The sequence below is a fragment of the Streptomyces sp. NPDC048291 genome, from assembly GCF_043201715.1.
Lineage (GTDB): Bacteria > Actinomycetota > Actinomycetes > Streptomycetales > Streptomycetaceae > Streptomyces.
The window spans coordinates 23,416-43,350 of sequence record NZ_JBICZC010000016.1 but is presented as its reverse complement, the minus strand read 5'-3'; the positions used below and the strand labels follow the sequence as shown (position 1 = coordinate 43,350).

At 70.9% G+C, this 19,935-nt stretch carries 16 protein-coding genes; 8 read left to right on the top strand and 8 right to left on the bottom strand.

The window, feature by feature from the left end; translation table 11 throughout:
- The first annotated feature begins 8 nt into the window (after nt 1-8).
- From ACGF5O_RS38060 to ACGF5O_RS38050, 3 genes are all read left to right on the top strand, one after another.
- Nucleotides 9-1,166: an acyl-CoA dehydrogenase gene (locus tag ACGF5O_RS38060; RefSeq protein ID WP_362600161.1), complete on the top strand. Its 1,158-nt coding sequence runs from the start codon at nt 9-11 to the stop codon at nt 1,164-1,166.
- Nucleotides 1,167-1,415: 249 nt separating this feature from the next.
- Nucleotides 1,416-1,826 (top strand): hypothetical protein, encoded by a 411-nt coding sequence (locus ACGF5O_RS38055; protein WP_393814499.1) that lies wholly within the window; start codon nt 1,416-1,418, stop codon nt 1,824-1,826.
- Between the two features lie 248 nt (nt 1,827-2,074).
- On the top strand, nt 2,075-2,440 hold the full coding sequence (locus ACGF5O_RS38050; protein WP_393814498.1) for a four-helix bundle copper-binding protein: 366 nt from the start codon (nt 2,075-2,077) through the stop codon (nt 2,438-2,440).
- A 163-nt stretch (nt 2,441-2,603) separates the two neighbouring features.
- On the opposite strand, the gene ACGF5O_RS38045 is transcribed toward ACGF5O_RS38050, so the two are convergent.
- Nucleotides 2,604-3,902, bottom strand: a complete 1,299-nt coding sequence (locus tag ACGF5O_RS38045; RefSeq protein WP_393814497.1) for an LCP family protein — start codon at nt 3,900-3,902, stop codon at nt 2,604-2,606.
- 119 nt (nt 3,903-4,021) lie between these two features.
- Here ACGF5O_RS38045 and ACGF5O_RS38040 point away from each other — a divergent pair, with 119 nt between their 5' ends.
- Both ACGF5O_RS38040 and ACGF5O_RS38035 read left to right on the top strand, forming a co-directional pair.
- Nucleotides 4,022-4,570, top strand: coding sequence for an acyl-CoA thioesterase (locus ACGF5O_RS38040; RefSeq protein WP_393814496.1), 549 nt, complete (start codon nt 4,022-4,024; stop codon nt 4,568-4,570).
- A 189-nt stretch (nt 4,571-4,759) separates the two neighbouring features.
- A complete protein-coding gene (locus ACGF5O_RS38035; protein ID WP_393814495.1) occupies nt 4,760-5,395 on the top strand; it encodes a nuclear transport factor 2 family protein in 636 nt (211 codons plus the stop codon).
- A gap of 95 nt (nt 5,396-5,490) precedes the next feature.
- Here ACGF5O_RS38035 and ACGF5O_RS38030 read toward each other — a convergent pair whose 3' ends face one another.
- Complete coding sequence (locus ACGF5O_RS38030; RefSeq protein WP_393814494.1) at nt 5,491-6,888, bottom strand: LCP family protein; 1,398 nt, start codon at nt 6,886-6,888, stop codon at nt 5,491-5,493.
- A gap of 249 nt (nt 6,889-7,137) precedes the next feature.
- Here ACGF5O_RS38030 and ACGF5O_RS38025 point away from each other — a divergent pair, with 249 nt between their 5' ends.
- Nucleotides 7,138-8,172, top strand: coding sequence for a glycosyltransferase family 2 protein (locus tag ACGF5O_RS38025; protein ID WP_393814493.1), 1,035 nt, complete (start codon nt 7,138-7,140; stop codon nt 8,170-8,172).
- 18 nt (nt 8,173-8,190) lie between these two features.
- On the opposite strand, the gene ACGF5O_RS38020 is transcribed toward ACGF5O_RS38025, so the two are convergent.
- The 5 genes from ACGF5O_RS38020 to ACGF5O_RS38000 form a co-directional block, all read right to left on the bottom strand.
- Nucleotides 8,191-9,747, bottom strand: a complete 1,557-nt coding sequence (locus tag ACGF5O_RS38020) for an LCP family protein (protein ID WP_393814717.1) — start codon at nt 9,745-9,747, stop codon at nt 8,191-8,193.
- Nucleotides 9,748-9,930: 183 nt separating this feature from the next.
- A complete protein-coding gene (locus ACGF5O_RS38015) occupies nt 9,931-11,616 on the bottom strand; it encodes an LCP family protein (protein WP_393814492.1) in 1,686 nt (561 codons plus the stop codon).
- A gap of 182 nt (nt 11,617-11,798) precedes the next feature.
- Complete coding sequence (locus tag ACGF5O_RS38010) at nt 11,799-13,541, bottom strand: LCP family protein (RefSeq protein ID WP_393814491.1); 1,743 nt, start codon at nt 13,539-13,541, stop codon at nt 11,799-11,801.
- A gap of 242 nt (nt 13,542-13,783) precedes the next feature.
- The gene (locus tag ACGF5O_RS38005; RefSeq protein WP_393814716.1) at nt 13,784-14,839 is read right to left on the bottom strand and encodes an LCP family protein; all 1,056 of its coding nucleotides are present in this window, start codon (nt 14,837-14,839) and stop codon (nt 13,784-13,786) included.
- A 318-nt stretch (nt 14,840-15,157) separates the two neighbouring features.
- Complete coding sequence (locus tag ACGF5O_RS38000) at nt 15,158-15,913, bottom strand: TIGR03089 family protein (RefSeq protein WP_393814490.1); 756 nt, start codon at nt 15,911-15,913, stop codon at nt 15,158-15,160.
- Between the two features lie 129 nt (nt 15,914-16,042).
- On the opposite strand from ACGF5O_RS38000, the gene ACGF5O_RS37995 reads away from it, so the two are divergent.
- Together ACGF5O_RS37995 and ACGF5O_RS37990 are read left to right on the top strand one after the other, a co-directional pair.
- Nucleotides 16,043-17,404 (top strand): peptidoglycan recognition protein, encoded by a 1,362-nt coding sequence (locus tag ACGF5O_RS37995; protein ID WP_393814489.1) that lies wholly within the window; start codon nt 16,043-16,045, stop codon nt 17,402-17,404.
- 161 nt (nt 17,405-17,565) lie between these two features.
- The gene (locus tag ACGF5O_RS37990) at nt 17,566-18,648 is read left to right on the top strand and encodes a sugar phosphate nucleotidyltransferase (protein WP_393814488.1); all 1,083 of its coding nucleotides are present in this window, start codon (nt 17,566-17,568) and stop codon (nt 18,646-18,648) included.
- A 223-nt stretch (nt 18,649-18,871) separates the two neighbouring features.
- On the opposite strand, the gene ACGF5O_RS37985 is transcribed toward ACGF5O_RS37990, so the two are convergent.
- The gene (locus ACGF5O_RS37985; protein WP_393814487.1) at nt 18,872-19,885 is read right to left on the bottom strand and encodes a DNA-3-methyladenine glycosylase family protein; all 1,014 of its coding nucleotides are present in this window, start codon (nt 19,883-19,885) and stop codon (nt 18,872-18,874) included.
- Between the last annotated feature and the right edge of the window lie 50 nt (nt 19,886-19,935).

Here is a 19,935-nt window from a genome sequence, read left to right as displayed (position 1 = left end):
GAGAGACCTTGGCCGGATCGGCTGACTTCGACCTGTACCGCCCGTCCGAGGAGCACGACATGCTCCGGGACGTCGTCCGCGCGCTGGTCGAGGCGAAGATCGCCCCGTACGCCGCCGCGGTCGACGAAGAGGCCCGCTTCCCGCAGGAGGCGCTCGACGCCCTGGTCGCCAACGACCTCCAGGCCGTGCACGTCCCCGAGGAGTACGGCGGGGCCGGTGCCGACGCGCTCGCCACGGTCATCGTGATCGAGGAGGTCGCCCGCGCCTGCGTCTCCTCCTCCCTCATCCCGGCCGTGAACAAGCTGGGCTCGCTCCCGGTGATCCTCTCCGGCTCCGAGGACCTGAAGAAGAGGTACCTGACCCCGCTCGCCAAGGGCGACGCGATGTTCTCGTACTGCCTCTCCGAGCCGGAGGCGGGCTCCGACGCGGGCGGCATGACGACGAAGGCGGTCCGCGACGGCGACCACTACGTCCTCAACGGCGTGAAGCGCTGGATCACCAACGCGGGCGTCTCCGACTACTACACGGTCATGGCGGTCACCGACCCGACCAAGCGCACCAAGGGCATCTCCGCCTTCGTCGTCGAGAAGGCCGACGAGGGCGTCTCCTTCGGCGCTCCGGAGAAGAAGCTCGGCATCAAGGGCTCGCCGACCCGCGAGGTCTACCTCGACAACGTCCGCATCCCCGCCGACCGCATGATCGGCGACGAGGGCACCGGCTTCGCCACCGCGATGAAGACCCTGGACCACACCCGCATCACCATCGCCGCCCAGGCCCTCGGTGTCGCCCAGGGCGCCCTCGACTACGCCAAGGGCTACGTCCAGGAGCGCAAGCAGTTCGGCAAGCCGATCGCCGACTTCCAGGGCATCCAGTTCATGCTCGCCGACATGGCCATGAAGATCGCCGCCGCCCGCGCCCTCACCTACCAGGCCGCCGCCGCCTCCGAGCGCGGCGACGCCGACCTCACCTTCCAGGGCGCCGCCGCCAAGTGCTTCGCCTCCGACGTCGCCATGGAGGTCACCACGGACGCCGTCCAGCTCCTCGGCGGCTACGGCTACACCCGCGACTACCCCGTCGAGCGCATGATGCGCGACGCGAAGATCACCCAGATTTACGAGGGCACGAACCAAGTTCAGCGGATCGTGATGGCCCGCAACCTGCCGTAGCAGGGTTTCCCCAGGTCGGGTGCCGTCCACTGACCTGCACGGACAACACAGCCCCCGGCTCGACGCCGGGGGCTGTTGTCATACGCGGATCAGGCGGCCTCTGATGCCTCCGCCGGGTCGTCGGCGCCGGGTGCCGACATCGTTGCGACGGCGGCCCGGCCGCGCGGGCGACGAGAGCGGTGGAGCGCGCGTTCGGCTCCGGTCCCGTCGAGGGTTACCTGCGCTCAGGAGTTCGGTCACACTCGGCGCATGGGAGACGGCACCCGATGGTCGCTGGACGACGACTGGGACTGGCAGCTGCAATGCGCACGGGCTCATGACGCGTCGCTGCGTGACACGGACTCGTGGGTGCCTCCCGTCGAGGAGGAGTTGGTGCTGGCCGCCCGGGCGAGTGCGTTGAGCCGGTGGTACCCGTCCACCAGTCACAACTACCTCCGGTTTCTGGACGGCCCGGCATCGTGGGTGCCCGGAGGGCGCGACGACGTGAGGTACCTGCCGGGATCCATCTCCTTCGCGAAAGAGGGGGCGGACGGCAGCGCCGTCTTCCGGGTCTGGAGCGGAATGCTGTTGCAGACTCCTGATCCGGTGCTCGTGCTGGCCACCCCGGAGGCGACGGTCGCTGTCGAGGCCCTGGTGAAGGTCCTGATCATCGACGGCTGAAGGACCGACCGCCTCCGCGCGCCCTCTGATGGCGGAGGCGCTGACATCTCCGGCCCGATGTGCGGTGACGGCGTTGTTCGCGCAGGTCAAAGAGGTCCGTGGGGGTGCCGGTCGAGGTCGGCCGACGTCTCGTGGGGCGCCTTCTCCAGGTCAGTCCCGAATGGCGCTACCCCGCGGTCGGGCTTAGGACGGGAACCACACGGGGTCCGCCCCGGCCCCCTTCCCTCTCCCCTTCCCCTGGAGGAGCCATGACCCAGACCGGACCCATGACGGCCATGTCCAAGCAGATGCAGGACTGCGTCAACATGTGCATGGCCACGCACACGATGTGCGAGGAGACCATGAGCTCGTGCATGTCCATGGAGGGCGGCCCCGCCCACATGCGGATCATGCGCGCGCTGATGGACTGCTCCGAGATGACCCGGATGTGCGCCGACATGATGATGCGGCGCTCGCCGCTCTCGCCCGAGATGTGCGCGATGTGCGCCAAGGCCTGCGACATGTGTGCCGAGGCGTGTATGACCATGCCGGACGACCCGCAGATGAAGCGCTGCGCGGAGGCGTGTCGCCGCTGCGCCGAGATGTGCCGCTCGATGGCGGGCGTCTCCATGTGACACCCCGCTGAACCGTGTCGAGGGCACCCCCGCCGGGGCGCCCTCGACGCACCCTCCGGCACGCTTGGCCCATCGTCGGGTACGAGCGGCCGGCCGCCGGACATGCCGATGGGGAAGGGCGCCCGGCCCTTCCCCATGTGACGCCGCTCGCCGCCGGTACTGCCTAGTTGCCGGAGACGGTGACCTTCTGGTCGTTGTTCAGTTCGTCGACCAGGGTCTTCACCTTCGCCTTGTCCCAGACGAGGTTGCCGCCGGTGGAGCCGGAGATCGGCATGTTCATCGAGACGCCGTTGCCGCCGTTGACGTCCTTCATCGCGAAGAACATCGAGCCCAGGTCCCACAGGCTCATGTCCTTGTCGACGGTGAGGGAGTCCAGGCCCGCGCCGAGGGTCGGGTAGAGCTTGAAGGGGTTCAGGATCGTGCCCGGGGTGGCCACCTGGTGGGCCAGCGCCGCCAGGAACTTCTGCTGGTTCTTGGTGCGCTGGAGGTCCGACGCGGCGAAGGCGTGCCGGGTGCGGACGAAGGCGAGGGCCTCCTCACCGTTCAGGGTCTGCTTGCCCGCCTTGAAGTCGGCGCCCGAGTACTTGTCCTTGAAGCCCTTGTCGATGTCGATGGTGACCCCGCCGACCGCGTCCACGATGTTCGCGAAGCCGGCGAAGCCGATCTCGACGTAGTGGTCGATGTGCAGCCCGGTGTTGTACTCGACCGTGCGGACCAGCAGGGTCGGGCCGTCCTCGGCGTACGCGGCGTTCAGCTTGGTCTGCCGGCCGGTGCCCTTGTAGACCTTGCCGGACGTCGACCCCTGGTACGACGGGATCTCCACGTTCGAGTCACGCGGCAGCGAGATCAGGGTGTCGCCGCTGTCGCCGACGTGCAGGATCATCATCGAGTCCGTGCGCTTGCCCTCGGCGGAGCCCGTGTGCAGCTCCTTCTTCTGCGCGTCGGACAGGCCCTGGCGGCTGTCGGAGCCGACGATCAGGTAGTTGGTGCCGTCGCCGGCCGCGGGCCGGTCGATCACCTTCGACAGGTCGACGTCCCGGTGCAGCTTGGAGTCGGCCCAGAAGTAGGTCGACACCGACGTGACGATCACCACGCCGAGGACGACGATCGCCGTCCACTTGATCCGCTTGCGCCAGTTCGGAGCCGGCCGCGGTCCACGCTCCCGCGTGCCGTCGGGCCCGCCGCCCCCCGGGCCGCCGCCGTAGACCTGGCCGGTGTTGTAGCCGCTGTCGTAGCCGTCGTACCCGCCACCGCCGTCGTACCCGCCGTTGTACGACGGCTGCTGCGGGACCCCGGCGTACCCGCCGCCGCCCTGCTGCGGGGCGCCGTACGGCGGTGCCGACGGCTCTCCGCGCCGCACCTGGCGCATGACGCGGGCGCCCTCAGGCTGCGCGCCTGCGCTGCCGCGTCCGTATCCGTTGCCGCGGTTGCCGTCCGACCGCCCCTCGGGCCATTCGCTCATGGGCCCCAGTGTGCAGGCAGCGACTGTGCCTCTTACAAGGGTCGTAGGAAAATCAGGGCACCGCTGTTGCGAAGCCGACACAAATTCCGCGATTGTCGCGTCGGCATAAGGTGGGGGCCATGACAGACCAGGCCCCCGAGGCGGAATCCGACATACCCGGCAAGCCGACGTCCGCGTCCCGGACCACGCTGAGCCACATCATGACCCACGCCGACACCAACCTCCTCGGGACGGTGCACGGCGGTGTGATCATGAAGCTCGTGGACGACGCCGCGGGCGCGGTCGCCGGACGCCACTCGGGCGGTCCCGCCGTCACCGCGTCCATGGACGAGATGGCGTTCCTGGAGCCGGTCCGCGTCGGCGACCTCGTCCACGTCAAGGCTCAGGTCAACTGGACCGGCCGGACGTCGATGGAGGTGGGCGTCCGGGTCCTGGCCGAGCGCTGGAACGAGTCCACCCCCGCCACCCAGGTCGGCTCTGCCTACCTGGTCTTCGCGGCGGTCGACGCCGACGGCAAGCCGCGCCGGGTGCCGCCGGTGATGACGGAGACCGAGCGGGACCGCCGCCGCTACCAGGAGGCCCAGATCCGCAGGACCCACCGGCTGGCGCGGCGGCGCGAGATCCGGGAGCTGCGGGAGCGCAGGGCGGCGCAGGGTTTCGAGGACTGAGCGGCCCTCCCGGCGCAGCCCCTTCTCGTCCGCCCTGATCGCGGCACCGGCATGTATTCAAACGATGGCTTGACATTTCTCCAGCCATGTTCATAAAGTCAAGCGAGCGTTTGATTTAAAACCTTCGCGCGGCGAGAGGGCTGTGCGACGGGTCCTCGGATCACGAGTACGGACATGGAGAAACGCGACATGAAGCTGCTCAGCCGGAAGTCGATCACCGCCACGGCCGCGACAGCCGTCCTGGCCGGTCTTTCCATCGCCGCCGCGCCGTCGCAGGCCGCGAGTCCCGCCCACCGCGGCACGGCGGCCCACGTGGACCTGACCAACGCCGGACTGGCGAAGCTCCCGCTCACGGACCGCCACCTCACCCGGCACGAGCGGCGCAACCTCGCGGTCGTCCTGCGCGACTACTACGTGGCGGAGGGCAGCCACATCGACGTCCCGACGTTCGTCGACAGCTTCGCCGAGGACGGCGTCTTCAACGACATGGTCGCCGGCCGGGCCTACCGGGGGGATGCGCTCGGCACCGTGCTGCCCTACATGAAGGGCCTCTTCTCCGACGTCCACCGCGACCTCAAGCGCATCACCGTGAACGGCGACGTGATCAGCATCGAGCTGTCGATCGACGGCACGTTCGACGGGCAGCTGCGGACCCCGGCCGGCGTCGTCAAGGGCAACGGCAACAAGGTCGCCGCGCCGACCGCCGACTTCTGGTACCTGCACAACGGCAAGGTCGAGCAGTTCAACTGCTTCGTCGGGTACTCGAAGATGTACTCCGACATGGGCGTGGACTTCGACTGGGCCGGCGCGGTCGACAAGCACTGAGCCGCTTCCGGCGCGTGACGCCCGGCACCGCCGGCCGCGCGTCACCCGCCGTGGTCCGTCCGCCGGGTCCTGAAAGACCGTCCTGGCGGATCGTCCTAACAGACCTTCTCGTCGCCCTTGATGACGGCGGTCTCCCCCTGCGGCGCGGGCTCGTCCACCCGCACCTTCCGCACCGCCCCCTTGAAGTCCGTCCCCACCGTCACCCGCAGCACCGGCCCTTGCCCCGGCACGGCCCGCAGCTCGCTGCCCGGCAGGGCCGCCGCCAGGGACCGGGCCGAGCGGTCCCAGCGCGGGTCGAAGGAGACCACCGTCCGCTTCACGTCGCGGTGCGCCGCGGTCACCGGCCGGTGGTTCGTCGCGAAGCCCGTCGCCGCCAGCGCCGCGTCCATCCGCCGCGCCACCCCCGCCGTGGCCGTGCCGTTCTCCACCTGGACCCGGATCGTGGCCGGCGCCACCTCCACCGTCGCCGGCGGCGGCCCCTGCGGCTTCGGCGCGGCGGCGGGCGGACGCGCGGGCGCGGGCGGCGCGAGCGGCTTGTCGTCGCGCAGCGACCGGAACAGCCGGTCCGCCCCGGCCGGGTCCCACTTCAGCGTCGAGCCGATGCCCTTCACGGGGTAGGCCAGCTGCCCGATGGGGACGGTCGTGAACTCGGACGAGGACGGGGAGAAGTTGCGCATCGCCCGGCCGAGGTCCAGCAGCTCGTCCGTGCCGAAGCCCGTGTCGGCCCGCACCGACCCCAGCACCGCCCGCGTCACGTCCCGGAACCGGATCGGGTTGAGCAGCACCCCGCTCGACGTCGCCCGCTCGATCAGCGCCGCCAGGAACCGCTGCTGCCGCTTCATCCGGCCCAGGTCGCTGGCCGCGTCGACGTGCCGGGCGCGGACGTACTGCAGGGCCTGGCCGCCGCCCAGGGTGTGCGTGCCGGGGGAGAGGTTCAGGCCGGTGTAGGAGTCCTTCATCGGCACGGCGGTGCAGACCTGGACCCCGCCGAGCACGTCGACGGTCCGCATGAACGTGATGAAGTCGACCTCCAGGTAGTGGTCGATCTTCAGGTGGGTCATGTCCTCGACGGTGCGGACGGTCAGCTGCGGGCCGCCCTCCGCGTAGGCCGCGTTCAGCTTGATGGGGTGGGCCGGGTACGGGCGGTGCGTCGTCTCGTCCACGCGCGCCGGGACCTCGGCGTACGAGTCGCGCGGCAGGCTGACCACCGTCGCCCGCTCCCGGTCCGCCGAGATGTGCACGATCATGATCGTGTCGGTGCAGTGGCAGGGCGCCCCGCCCAGCCGGAACTTGCGCCGCTCCCGCTCGGTGATCTTGTCGCGGCCGTCGGTGCCGACCAGCAGCACGTTCATGCCGTGGCCGGCGGCGGGACGGTTCTTCATGTCCTTGAACGGGTCGACCCGGGCGATGTCCGCGTCCAGGCCGGCCATCACCGAGTGCCCGATCCCGGCCGACGCCAGCACCACCACCGAGAGTGTGGTCACCGCCCGCATGGCCCAGCGCGGCCGCCGGGGCCTGCTGGGTCGTACCGGCGGCCGCGGGGCCTGACGGGTGGGCTGCGGTCGGCGCTGCGGCGGGGCGGGCCGGGCGGGGGACCGGGGCGGGCTGGCGGACAAAGGACACCTCCGGACGAGGCCGTACGTGGGATCCGTGAGCACGGTAGGCCGATACGACCTTCAGCCCGCTGCACCGCCGATGCGGCGCGCACCGGTGTCCCCCGTTCGCGGTAACGTGAGCCCCCTATGAACGCCAAGCCCGACGTGCGGCACCCCGCAGTTTCTGTGATCATGCCCGTCCTCGACGAGGAGCGGCACCTGCGCGGGGCCGTCCAAGCGATCCTCGCGCAGGAGTACGCCGGCGAGCTGGAGGTCGTCATCGCCCTCGGTCCGTCCAAGGACCGCACGGACGAGATCGCCGCCGAGCTCGTGGCCGAGGACCCCCGCGTGCACACCGTCCCGAACCCGACCGGGCGCACCCCGGCCGCGCTGAACGCCGCGATCAAGGCCTCCAGACACCCGGTCGTGGTCCGCGTCGACGGCCACGGCATGCTCTCCCCGAACTACATCGCCACCGCGGTACGGCTCCTGGCGGAGACCGGCGCGATGAACGTCGGCGGCATCATGCACGCCGAGGGCGAGAACGACTGGGAGCACGCGGTCGCGGCGGCCATGACCTCGAAGATCGGCGTCGGCAACGCCGCGTTCCACACCGGCGGCGAGGCCGGCCCCGCCGACACGGTCTACCTGGGCGTCTTCCGGCGCGAGGCGCTGGAGCAACAGGGCGGCTACAACGAGGAGTTCATCCGCGCCCAGGACTGGGAGCTGAACTTCCGGATCCGCGAGGCCGGCGGCCTGATCTGGTTCTCGCCGGAGCTGAAGGTGTCGTACCGGCCGCGGCCGAGCGTGAAGGCGCTCGCCAAGCAGTACAAGGACTACGGCCGTTGGCGGCACGTCGTGGCCCGCTACCACGAGGGCTCCATCAACCTGCGCTACCTCGCCCCGCCGACGGCGCTGTGCGCGATAGCCGCCGGGATCGTGGTCGGGGCCCTGGTGACCCCCTTCGGCTTCCTGATCCCGGGCGGGTATCTCGCCGCGATCGTCGCCGGATCCCTCCCGGCCGGCAAGGGGCTGCCGCTCAAGGCGCGGCTGCGGATCCCGGTCGCCCTCGCCACCATGCACATGACGTGGGGGTACGGCTTCCTGACCAGCCCCAGGTCGCTGGCGAAGCGGGTCATCGCGTCCCGCCGGCCCGCGGTGCTCAGCCCGTCCTCCCGCTGAGCACCGCCCCTCGCGGGTTCACCAGGTGTAGTCCGGGTCGACGTGCATGCACGCCTTGGTGTCCGAGGCGTTGAGGGCGTTCGCCGACGTCGGGGTGGTGTCATCGTCGTCGGCGGCGTACTCGGTGCCCGAGCGCCAGTCGGCGCCGACGACCACCGTGACGCCGTCGACGGCGGCGGACTTCTTCACCTGGCCGGTGGGGATGCCCAGGACCTTCGCGACCCGCTGGGCGTCGCCCGCCAGGTCCGCGCCCGGGTAGCGCACCAGCGTCTCGTCCTCGCTCAGCAGCGCCGAGGTGTCGGCCGCCGCCTTCGTGAAGCCCTTGCCGACGAGCAGTTCGGTGACGGCGGCGGCCCGGCCGGTCACGGCGGACTCGCTGCCGCTCTTCGTGCCGTTCTGCACCTGTACGGCGATCTTGTCGTCGGCCGCCGCCTTGTCGGTGACCTTCGTCGTGGCCGTCGTCTTCTTCTTGTTCCTGTCCTTGCCGTCCAGCGCGACGTCCTCGCGGACCAGCCGCCACAGCTTGGCCGCGTCGGTGGGCTTGGGCAGGACGCGGTTGCCGTCGGAGGAGTACACGAACGGCATCGTCGTCATGGTGATGCGGTTCGTCGGGACCTTCTTCAGCTCCTTGCTCAGGTCGTAGAGCTTGGTGACCGAGCCGAGGCCGGTGTCGACCGTGAGCGCCTTGGTGGCCGTCTCGGCGAGTCCCAGGAGCTTGTCGGGGTTGCTGAGGGTGGCGTTGGAACGCAGCTGGCGGACCATCGAGTTCATGTACATGTGCTGGGCCTTGGTCCGGGCTATGTCGCTGCCGTCCTCGAAGCCGTAGCGGGTGCGCAGCCACTGCAGGGCCTGCTTGCCCTTGACCGAGGTGGTGCCCTTCTTCAGCTTCAGGCCGGAGCCGTGGCCGGTGGAGGTGTGCGAGTAGATGTTGGCGTCCACGCACACCGGCACCCCGCCGATCGCGTCCGCCATGGACACCACGCCGGAGAAGTCGACCATCATGAAGTGGTCGATGTGGATGTCGGTGAGCTTCTCCCAGGTGGCCACCGTGCAGCCGGGCCCGCCGCGCTCCAGCGAGGCGTTGGTCATCGTGTCGTCGGTGGCCGCGTACACCTTGCCGGTCTTGGCGTCGGTGCACTTCGGGATGGAGACCAGCGTGTCGCGGGGCATCGACACCACCGACATGTTGGTGCGGTCGGCCGACACGTGCAGCAGCATCTGGACGTCGGCGCGGGCGGCGGTGCCGATGTCCCTGGCCCCGCCCAGCTTCTGGTTCTCGGCGGTGTCCCGGGCGTCGGAGCCGATCAGCAGGATGTTCAGGGCGGTCTGACCGGCCGCGTTCGCCTTGGTCTCGGTGGCGCGGTCCTTGGAGTCCCCGATGTTCAGGGACTCCTTCTTGATGTTGCCGTTGAGGTGCTCGTAGTACAGGTATCCGGCGGTGGCGGTGCCGGCCACGGCCAGCGCGAGGACCGCGGCCGACCAGCGCACGATCCGGCGTCTGCGGCGTCTGCGGTCACCGTCCTCCGTGCCGCCTCTGCTCCGCCGGCCCCCGCCGTCCTGGGGCGTGAGAGACATGGTGTCCTCGACCGACACCACGTCGGACACCTCCCCCCGCACACTGCTGCGCACCACCTTGCCCGCCCTCCCGCTCGCACCTGCCACCGCGCCCGGAACTCCCCGGCACCTGGGCACGGCGGCAGTGTCATGCAGCGGTTTAGGAGTTACCTGTGGCTACCTGTGCGGACCTGTGCGCCCGCGCTACCAGCGATAGGGCGCGTAGACGTCCATGCACTGCTTGGTGTCCGAGCCGTTGATCGCGTCGGCGTTGTCCGGCAGGTCACCGGCCTTCGGCGCGGACTGCTTCGGGTACGCCGTCCCGTCCCGCCAGTCGGCGCCGACGACGAGCGTGACGCCCGACACATCGGTGGTCTGCCGCACCTGGCTCGTCGGGATGCCCAGCGCCTTGGCGACCGCCTGGGCGTCGCCCTGCAGATCCGCGCTCGGGTACTGGACGACCGTCTTCTCCACCGACTCCACGGCCCCCGAGGTGTCCGCCGCCGCCCTGCTGTAGCCCTTGGCGCCCAGCTCCTGGGCGAGCGTCCGGGCCCGGGCGGGGACCGCGGCCTCGGTGGCGGTACCGGTGGCGTTGCGCACCAGCACGCCGAGGCCGCCCGCGGAGACGGACGGCTCCTTGGCGGGCTCGGCGCTCGCCGTGGTCTTCTTCCTGCTCTCCGCGGCGCCGCCGTTCTTGTCGAACGCCACGTCGTCGCGGAGCATCTGCCACATCTTGTCGGCGTTGGCACCGTCCGGCACCAGGTGGTCCCTGTTCTGCGGGTCCTCGACGTTCGGCATCGTGAGCGAGGTGATGCGGTCCGTCGGCACCGACTTGAGCTGCATGCCCAGGTCGTAGAGCTTCTTCGGGGTGCCTATCTCCTCGGAGACCGTCAGCGACTTGGTGGCCGCCTCGGCCAGGTCCATCAGCCTGCCGGTGTCGGTGAAGACGTTCTGCCCCTTCAGCGTCCGGATCATCGAGTTGAGGTACATGTGCTGGGCCTTGGCCCGCAGCGGGTCACTGCCCCAGGCGTGCCGGGTGCGCAGCCACTGCAGGGCCTGCTCGCCCTTCACCTTGTGCGTGCCGGCCGTCATCTTCAGCCCCGAGCCGCCGGACACCGCGGCCGTCGGCCGGTCCCACACGTTCTGCTTCACACAGACGTCGACGCCGCCGATGGCGTCCGCCATGTTCACCACGCCCGCGAAGTCGATCGTGATCCAGTGGTCGATGTAGACCCCGGTGAGGTTCTCCCAGGTCGCCAGCGTGCAGCCGGCGCCGCCGCGCGCCAGCGACTCGTTGATGATGGTGTTGGTCGCCGGGTACACCTTGCCGGTCTTCGGGTCCGTGCACTTGGGGATGTCGACGCGGGTGTCCCGGGGGATGCTCACCATCGCCGCGCTCTTGCGGTCCGCCGACAGGTGGATCAGCATCTGCACGTCGCCGAGCGGCGGGCTGCCCCGGTCGTACTTGGCGCCGCCGAGCTTCACGTTCTCGTCGGAGTTACGGCTGTCCGAGCCGATCAGCAGGATGTTCAGCGGCGTCTGGCCGGCCGCGTTGGCCGCGGTCTTGTGCGCCTTGGCGTCGCCGATGTCACGTCGGCCCTTCTGGATGTTGCCGTTCAGGTGCTGGTAGTAGAGGTAACCGGCGCCCGCCGTACCGAGGATCACCACCGACAGCACGGTCGCCGACCAGCGCAGTACGCGCCGGCCCCGTCTTCCCGGGCCGCCGTTCGGGCCGCCCTTGCGGGACCCGCCGCCGGTGCCGCCCGGCGCGCCGGGTGCCTTCGGTGCCTGTCCTGTCTTGCCTGCCTGTGCTGCCTTGCGTGCCTTCGGCGCGAGGGACATCGTGTCCTCGACCCCAGGCACCTCCCCCCGTACATCGCTCTGCGTCAACGCCCTGCCCTCCCCGCCCTGCGCCCTGTGCGCACAGGCCCGCCGCCACGCCCCCCGTCGGACGCCACACGGACCACACGGGTCCGCCCCGCGCCCGGTTAGACGCGTGACGGACCCATAGGGTTACCTACTTATTCGCTGTTACTTGGCGGTCGTACGGTGTAACTCTTCGTCGCGCCGCCCTACTTGGCGCAGGTCACCTTGTCCGCCGTGGTCTTGCTGTCCACGTCCGGCGCCTTTGTCGGAGTGGTGAGGGAGACTCCCGCCCCCTGGAAGTCCTTGCCCAGCGTCAGTGTGATCGCGGGCAGGCCCTGGGAGTTGACCACGCTCTTGCCGGGCTTCATCGCGGAGCCGGACAGCCCCATGAGGCTGGCCAGTTCACGCGCCTGATCGGCCTGGTCGGGCGCGTACTCCAGGGTGGTCCTGCTGAGTTCGGCGTCCGCGTTGCCGGCGTTCTCCGACTTGAGGACGCCCTCCTCGTTCTGCAGCCAGTTGAGGGTCTCCTGGGCGCTGCCGGCCTGGGCCCCGCCGTTGAGGATCCGCACCCGCACCTCGGAGGCCGCGGACTTGCTGCCCTCCAGGCGGGCGGCTGCCGCGTCCTTGCTGGCCTGTGCCTGCTTCTTCTTGACGGCGGTGAAGGAGACGTCGTCCTTGATCGCCTGGAAGACGGCGGGCGCCTTCGTGTCGTTGAGCACGACGGTCGCCTTCACCTTCTCCGCCGGGTTGTCCAGCACCGGGATGGTGGTGAAGGTCAGGTTCTTCGGGTTGAGCTTGCCGAGCTCCAGACCGAGGTCCTTCAGCTTGCCGATGCTGTCCAGCTGGGAGTCGACGGTGAGCGCCTTGGTGCCGACCTCGGCCAGCTTCAGCAGCTTGGTCGGGCTGGTGAGCGTCGAGTTGGAGCTGAGCTTGCGCATCAGCGCGCTCAGGAACTGCTGTTGGAGCTGGATCCGGCTCAGGTCGCCGCCGAAGCCGACCGAGTGCCGGGTGCGCACGAACGCCAGCGCGGTCTCGCCGGAGATGTTGTGGGTGCCCTTGGACAGCTTCAGGTGCGAGTCCGAGTCGTCGATGTCCTTGGCGAGACACACCTCGACCCCGCCGACCGCGTCGGTCAGCGTCTTGACCGCGTTGAAGTCGGCCACCATGAAGTTGTCGGCCTGGATCCCGGTCAGCTCGGTCACCGTGCGCACGGTGCAGCTGGCGGTACGGCCGTCCTGGCCGAGGCTGGTGTTGAACCGGACGTTCTCGGTGCCCGCGATGACCTTCTCGCTGCCGTCCGACTGCTCCGTCTGGCAGTCGGGCACGTCGACGATCAGGTCACGCGGGATGCTCAGCGCGGTGGCGTTCGAGCGGTCCTTGGCGATGTGCAGCAGGATCGTGGTGTCGGCGTGCCCGACGCTGCCGGCGTCGCCGTAGCCCTCGTTGCCCGAGCCGGTCCGCTTGTCGGTGCCGATGATCAGCAGGTTGATGGCCTTGTCCTTGCTGAAGCCACCGGTGCTCGCGCCGTCGTCGGAGACGGACGTGATGTTGTCGTTGAGGTGCTTGATGTAGAGGTAGCCGGCGGCCGAGGCGGCGACCAGCACGAAGGCCATCGTCCCGCCGGTCCACAACAGGACCTTCTTGGCCTTCGACTTCTTCTGCACCGGCTGCCGGCGCGAACGCCGCCCGGCCGGCGGCTCGGGCTCGGCACGCCGTCTGCGCTGCCCCGGAATCTCCGGGCTCGCCGCATCCCGCGTACCGCCCGGGCCGGTGCCCGGCGCGGCCGGTCTGCGCGGTCCGGGGACCGCCGACTGCGGTGACTGCGCCGCCTGCGCCGACTGCGGTGCGGAAGGCGTCAGTCGCAGTTCGTATTCACCGGTGTTCGGATTGAGCACCCACTGGTCTGCGGGATCGATGTTGTCCGCCCGCCCACGGCCTTGCGCGTCCACGGTTGTCCGAATCCTCCGTCGGGGCCACGCGGCGCCTTCCCCCCATCAAGACGCTCGGTCACGTTTCGCGGTGCGCGACCCCAGGACGGACCTCGCGGCCGGATGCACCGGAGCGCTCACACTATCCGCCCAGTTCAGCGTCGAGTGACGCCAGTGACAAATTCGTCGTCCCTACAACCGGGCAATCCGCCTCATTTAACTGACAACGAACGGCGCGGAAGTTCGCCGCCTTGGCACGTGCTTTACTCGCAACTGTCCTCGGCGGCGGTTTTACCGCGAAACGCGGACGCCGAGGAGTCCCCGGCGGAGGTGTTCTTCTTGGCGACCTTCACCGGCCGGTCGGCCCGCAGCAGCGCGAACAGCGCGTCCGCCCGGCCCGCCTCCAACTGGTCCCGGTTGGAGTCGTACACGTACGGCTCCCGCGGCACGGTGAGGAACTGCACCTGGTCGGTGGGGACGTCCCGCAGCCCCCGGACCAGCTGGTAGAGACCCCGCAGACTGGCCAGTTCAGGATCGGTGGTGAGCGCCGAGGTCGCCGCGTCCAGCAGCGGGTAGAGCTTCGCCGGGTTCAGCAGTACGTCACTGCTCTGCACCTTGTTGACGAGCGCCCCCAAAAACTGCTGCTGGCGGTCCATCCGGCCGGTGTCACTGCCGTCCCCGAGCGACTTGCGCACCCGCACGTACCCCAGCGCCTGCTCCCCGTCGAGGGTGACCCGCCCGGCGGGCAGCCGCAGCTTCGCCGCCTTGTCGTCGATCGGCTTCTTCAGGCACACCTGCACCCCGTCGATCGCGTCGACCATGTCCTTGAACCCGTTGAAGTCGACGACGACGTAGTGGTCGACGCGGATGTCCGTGAGCGTCTCCACGGTACGGACGGTGCAGGCCGAACCCCCCACCTCGAAGGCCGAGTTGAACAGCGTGAACGAGGGCTCGCTGCGCCGCCCGTCGCCGCGCAGGCAGCCGGGCACGTGCACCATCAGGTCCCGGGGCAGCGAGACGGCGGTGGCGCTGCGCCGGTCGCGGGCGAGGTGCAGCAGGATGGTCGTGTCGGAGCGTTCGGTGCCCGAGTCCTTGCCGTAGCGGCCGTTGCCGTCCCCGGCGCGGGTGTCCGAGCCGATGAGGAGGATGTTCTGCGCGCCCCGCACCAGCGCGGTGGGCCGCTCCCGCTCGTACCGGGCGAGTTCGGCCTCGGCCGCCTCGTCGGCGGTGATGTTGTGACTGAGCTTGGCGTACAGCGCCCAGCCCCCGCCGACGGCCCCGACGACAACCACCCCGACCCCGAGCGCCACCCCCCGCACCCAACACCGCCGCCGCCTCCGGGCAAGCCCGTACCCGGTGGCGGATGCCCCTACGACGTCGGTCACTCCTCAACAGTGCCCCGGCCCGAGACACGAGGGCGGGCTAACTGGCCCACGCGGGTGACCGGCCCCACCGCGGGTGGCCGGCGGCTGGCGGGGGTGGTTGGTCGCGTGGAGGGGGCGGCCCGGTTGCCGACGCAGGTGGCCGGTCTTCTCAAAGGGGCGGTCGGCGGCTGATGCGGGTGCCTGGTCCCACCTTCTTGGGGGCGCGGGGAACTGCGCGAACAGCCCCCACCGACCCGCACCCGACGAACGACCTCACCGCGCCGACGCAGTCACCCGCTCACTCTCGATCCGCTTGGCGATTCCTTCCTCCCCCAGCTCATCCAGGTGCCGGCACAACACCACCGACCCCCCGACCGCCAGCGGCGCGTACAACCCCGCGCTCAGCCCCTCCCACGTGCCGTACCCCAGCCCAGACAGCAACCGCGACCCCGGCCCGGTCAGATCCAGCCCCGCCGCATCCCCGAGCGCCCGCTCCACGACCTCGGCGCCACTCATCTCCGCCCCCGCGACGATCAGCGCGGGCTCCTCCGGATCCACCGGGGAGAACGGCACGAACCGGTCACCCTGACTCGGCACCTCGACGGCATAGTCGACGAACCCCTCCGGCACCCGCGGGAACCGCCCACCCAGCGGCCGGAGCGCGAGCGCGACCCGCTCCCCCCGGCACGCCCGCGCCGCCTCCAGCGAGTCCGGCCCGCTGACGACCACGTCGGCCGCCGCCGGTTCCCCGGCCACGTCGGCGATCACGCCCACCGACGAACAGGCCAGCAACCACACCGCCGTCTGCCAGTGCGCCGGCAGCAGCAGGGCGACCCGGTCACCCGGCCCCGCCGCGAGATCGGTCTGCAACAGATTCGCCGTCTTCGCCACCCAATTGGCGAAGGTGGCCACGGACAATTCGACGCGCTCGCCCGTCGCGTCGTCGTAGAAGGTCACCAGGGGGCGTCCGGGATCCGCGGCGAGCGCGGAACGCAGCAGGTCGGCAGGGGTGCGATCGGTGGCGTTCACCCGCGCAAGGGTACGCCGCGCCCGGCACCCGCACCGGCCGGCGGGGCCACCGGTTCGGCGTAGCGGATCCCGACGGACCGTCAACTCCCCGATGAGCACGTTTGTCTGACTATGTTCAAGATCAGGAGCATGCGTGGACTCCTGACTTCCTCGATCGGCGTCACCTGCGCGGCGGCCCTCACCCTCCCGCCGCTCGTGCTGAACGTGCCGTCCGCGGCCGCCGCACCCGCGGACCGGGCCACGACGACCACCGCCCGCCCCGCCGCGACCGCCCTCTCCGGCAGCACCCGGTCGCTGCCCCTCACCCCCCGCACCCGCGAGCGCGTCCTCGGCCAGCCCCCCGAGCAGGGCGTGTACCGCACCGGCGTACGGGACTTCTCGCTCGTCGGCGTCGTCTGGGACAACCCCGGAACCGAACTGCTCGGCCGGGTCCAGGTACGCACCCGGTCCGCCGCCACCGGCAACTGGTCGGACTGGCAGGACATCGACCCGCACAACGCCGACCACGGCGCCGACCCGGACTCCGCGGAGGCCACCTCCGGCCGGGTGCACGGCGCCACCGCGCCCCTGTGGGTGGGCGCCTCGGACGGAGTCGACCTACGCGTGCGCCCCGAGGCAGGCCCCGGCCCCGGCGTCGGACGCGACCTGCTCCCGGCCGGCCTGCGCCTCGAACTCGTCGACCCCGGCGACGAGGCCCCGTCCGAGGCCCCCTCCGAGGCCCCGACCGCGGACCGCCCCCGCACCGACACCGAGGCCGACGCGGCGGCAGTCGTCAACGCCGACCTCGTGTCCTTCGCCGCCACCGAGATCCCCGCACTGAGCCGCGCGGACACCGAACGCGAACTCCGCGAGCTGAACGGCGGCACCGCCCCGCTGGCCAAGCCGTACATCGGACCGCGCCCGCGGATCGTCACCCGCCGCGGCTGGGGCGCCGACGAGTCGCTGCGCGAGAAGGGGTTCGTCTACACCGGGAAGATCAAGGCGGCCTTCGTCCACCACACCGTCTCCGGCAACGGTTACCGCTGCTCCGACGCCCCGTCCGTCATCCGCAGTATCTACCGTTACCACGTCGTGAGCATGGGCTGGCGGGACATCGGCTACAACTTCCTCGTCGACAAGTGCGGAACCCTCTACGAGGGCCGCGCCGGGGGAGCGGCGAAGTCCGTCAGGGGCGCCCACACCCTCGGCTTCAACAACAACAGCATGGGCATCGCGGTGATCGGCACCTTCGCCTCGCACAAGCCGCCCGCCGCCGTCGTGACCGCCCTCGCCAAGCTCACCGCGTGGAAACTCGGACTCTTCGGCGCGAATCCCAAGGGAAAGACATATCTGAAGTCCGGGGGTGGCAATCTCTACCCAAAGGGGAAGAACGTACGACTGAACGTGATCTCCGGTCACAGGGACGGGTACGCCACCGAATGCCCAGGCGCCAAGCTCTACGCCAAGCTCGGCTCGGCCCGTACCAGCTCCGCGCACCTTCAGGGGCGCTGAGTACGGGGCCGGCGGTCGACGCCGTCGGGGGCAGTCGGGGGAAACCGCACACCCATGCCGCGTGGCACCGCGCGGTAGTCGAGGGCGCCGTCGCACGGTCTGCATACACTGGCCGGCCGACACAGAGTTCGGCCGGTCCCGGCAGGAAGCAGAGACGACAGGTGACAGAAGCGATCCTCCTGGTCGGCGGCAAAGGCACCCGGCTGCGCCCGCTCACGGTCCACACGCCCAAGCCGATGGTCCCGGCGGCCGGCGTGCCGTTCCTGACGCACCAGCTGGCCAGAGCCAGAGCGGCGGGCGTGGAGCACATCGTCCTCGCGACGAGCTACCTGGCGGACGTCTTCGAACCGTACTTCGGCGACGGCGCGGCACTCGGCCTGCACATCGAGTACGTCACCGAGGACGTGCCCCTCGGTACCGGCGGCGCGATCCGCAACGTGGCCGCCCGGCTGCACTCCGGCCCCGACGACCCGGTCCTGATCTTCAACGGCGACATCCTGACCGGGCTGGACATCCGCGCCCTGGTGGCCACGCACGAGTCGACCTCGGCGGACGTCTCCCTCCACCTCACCCAGGTGACCGACCCCCGCGCGTACGGGCTCGTCCCCACGGACGCCACGGGCCGGGTCCTCGCCTTCCTGGAGAAGCCGCAGACGCCCGAGGAGATCGTCACCGACCAGATCAACGCGGGGGCGTACGTCTTCCGCCGCTCGGTCATCGACACGATCCCGGCGGGCCGTCCGGTGTCGGTGGAGCGCGAGACCTTCCCCGAACTGCTCGCGGCCGGTGCCCACCTCCAGGGCATGGTCGACTCCACGTACTGGCTCGACCTCGGCACGCCCGCGGCCTTCGTCCGCGGCTCGGCGGACCTCGTCCTCGGCCGTGCCCCGTCCCCGGCGGTCCCCGGCCGCTGCGGCGACCGCCTCGTCCTCCCCACGGCCCGGGTCGCGGCGGACGCGAAGCTGACGGGCGGCACGGTGGTGGGCGAGGGCGCGTTCGTCGCGGAGGGCGCGCGGGTCTTCGGCTCGACGATCCTCCCGGGCGCCGTGATCGAACCCGGCGCCGTCATCACCGACTCCCTCATCGGCAACCGCGCCCGCGTCGGCGAACGCTCGGTCCTCACCGGCACGGTCATCGGCGACGGCGCGGTCATCGGCGCCGACAACGAACTCCGCGACGGCGCAAGGGTGTGGTGCGACGCGACGATCCCGGCGGGCGCGGTGCGGTTCTCTTCCGACCAGTAGGGGTGGTGCGGGAGGTCGTTCGCCCGCGGGCGCGCGGGGGTTGCTCGCGCAGTTCCCCGCGCCCCTTACAGGGCGCCTCGCCCGCCGCCTCTTCCCAGCCGCGGCGGTGTCGCTTCTTCAGCCGCGGGCAGTCGTGCCGCTGGGGCGGCACGGGTGGGCGCGGCGGCACCCTGCCGGCGCCGGTAAGCGTCCCCAGCCCCCCGCCCCAGCCCACCCGCACGATTCACAACCGGCCGATGTCGCCCCGCGGCATCCGCGGTGCCCGCCGCGCCGGCGTCTGCCCGCTCAGCAGAATCAACCGAGCCGCCCGATGCCGCTGCCCCGCATACGGCTCCAGCAACCGCAGCATCACCTCGTCGTCCGCATGCCGGTCCCCGGCCAGCGCGAACCCGATGATCCCCGGCAGGTGCAGGTCCCCGACCGTCACCGCGTCCGCCGCCCCATGACTGCGCTGCACGGTCTCCGCCGACGTCCACGGCCCCACCCCCGGCACCACCTCCAGCCGCGCCTGCGCCGCCTCCGCCGCCATCCCCACCGTCTGCTCCAGCCGCGCGGCGACCCGCACCGCCCGCAGGATCGTCGAGGCCCGCTTGTCGTCGACCCCGGCCTTGTGCCACTCCCAGGAAGGAATCAGCGCCCAGGTACGCGGCGCCGGCATCACCCACATCGGCCGCTCACCCACCCCCGCCGGACCCGGCGCCCGCTCCCCGAACCTGCGCACCAGCAACCGCCAGGCCCGGTACGCCTCGTCGGTGGTGACCTTCTGCTCCAGGACCGACGGGATCAGCGACTCCAGCACCAGCCCGGTCCGCGTCAGCCGCAGCCCCGGCCGCCGGTGCCCGGCCGCCGCCACGACCCGGTGCCGGGGCACGAACAGGGACGGGTCGTCGGCGGAACCGAGCAGCTCCGGCAACTGCTCAAGCAGCCACCCGGCCCCCGGCCCCCAGGCTTCCCCGCGCACCTCACCGCCGTACACGGCGACCCGCAGCGTCCCGGGCCCGGCGGGCGTCAGACTGGCCCGCCACACGGACCCGTCCCGGGTGGCCCGAAAGGTCGGATCCCCGGGCCCCCGCCGCAGCGGCCCCAGCACCAGCCCCAGATCAAGGGCCCCGTCCGGCTTCCACAGCCGAACCCGCCCGGCCGCGACAGCCTGCCGCGGAACACCGCCGGCAGGCACGACGACCTGCCCACCCCGCACCGTCGTACGCGTGGGCCGGGGAGCGAAACGTCCAGCCACGTGAAAGATCCTAGGCGTCAGGCGCCCCGAGAGGGGCGCGGGGAACTGCG

Coding starts and splice junctions, on each gene's coding strand:
- ACGF5O_RS38055 (WP_393814499.1), top strand. CDS start 1,416: ATGGGAGACGGCACCCGATGGTCGCTGGACGACGACTGGGACTGGCAG.
- ACGF5O_RS38050 (WP_393814498.1), top strand. CDS start 2,075: ATGACCCAGACCGGACCCATGACGGCCATGTCCAAGCAGATGCAGGAC.
- ACGF5O_RS38045 (WP_393814497.1), bottom strand. CDS start 3,902: ATGAGCGAATGGCCCGAGGGGCGGTCGGACGGCAACCGCGGCAACGGA.
- ACGF5O_RS38040 (WP_393814496.1), top strand. CDS start 4,022: ATGACAGACCAGGCCCCCGAGGCGGAATCCGACATACCCGGCAAGCCG.
- ACGF5O_RS38035 (WP_393814495.1), top strand. CDS start 4,760: ATGAAGCTGCTCAGCCGGAAGTCGATCACCGCCACGGCCGCGACAGCC.
- ACGF5O_RS38030 (WP_393814494.1), bottom strand. CDS start 6,888: ATGCGGGCGGTGACCACACTCTCGGTGGTGGTGCTGGCGTCGGCCGGG.
- ACGF5O_RS38025 (WP_393814493.1), top strand. CDS start 7,138: ATGAACGCCAAGCCCGACGTGCGGCACCCCGCAGTTTCTGTGATCATG.
- ACGF5O_RS38020 (WP_393814717.1), bottom strand. CDS start 9,747: ATGTCTCTCACGCCCCAGGACGGCGGGGGCCGGCGGAGCAGAGGCGGC.
- ACGF5O_RS37995 (WP_393814489.1), top strand. CDS start 16,043: ATGCGTGGACTCCTGACTTCCTCGATCGGCGTCACCTGCGCGGCGGCC.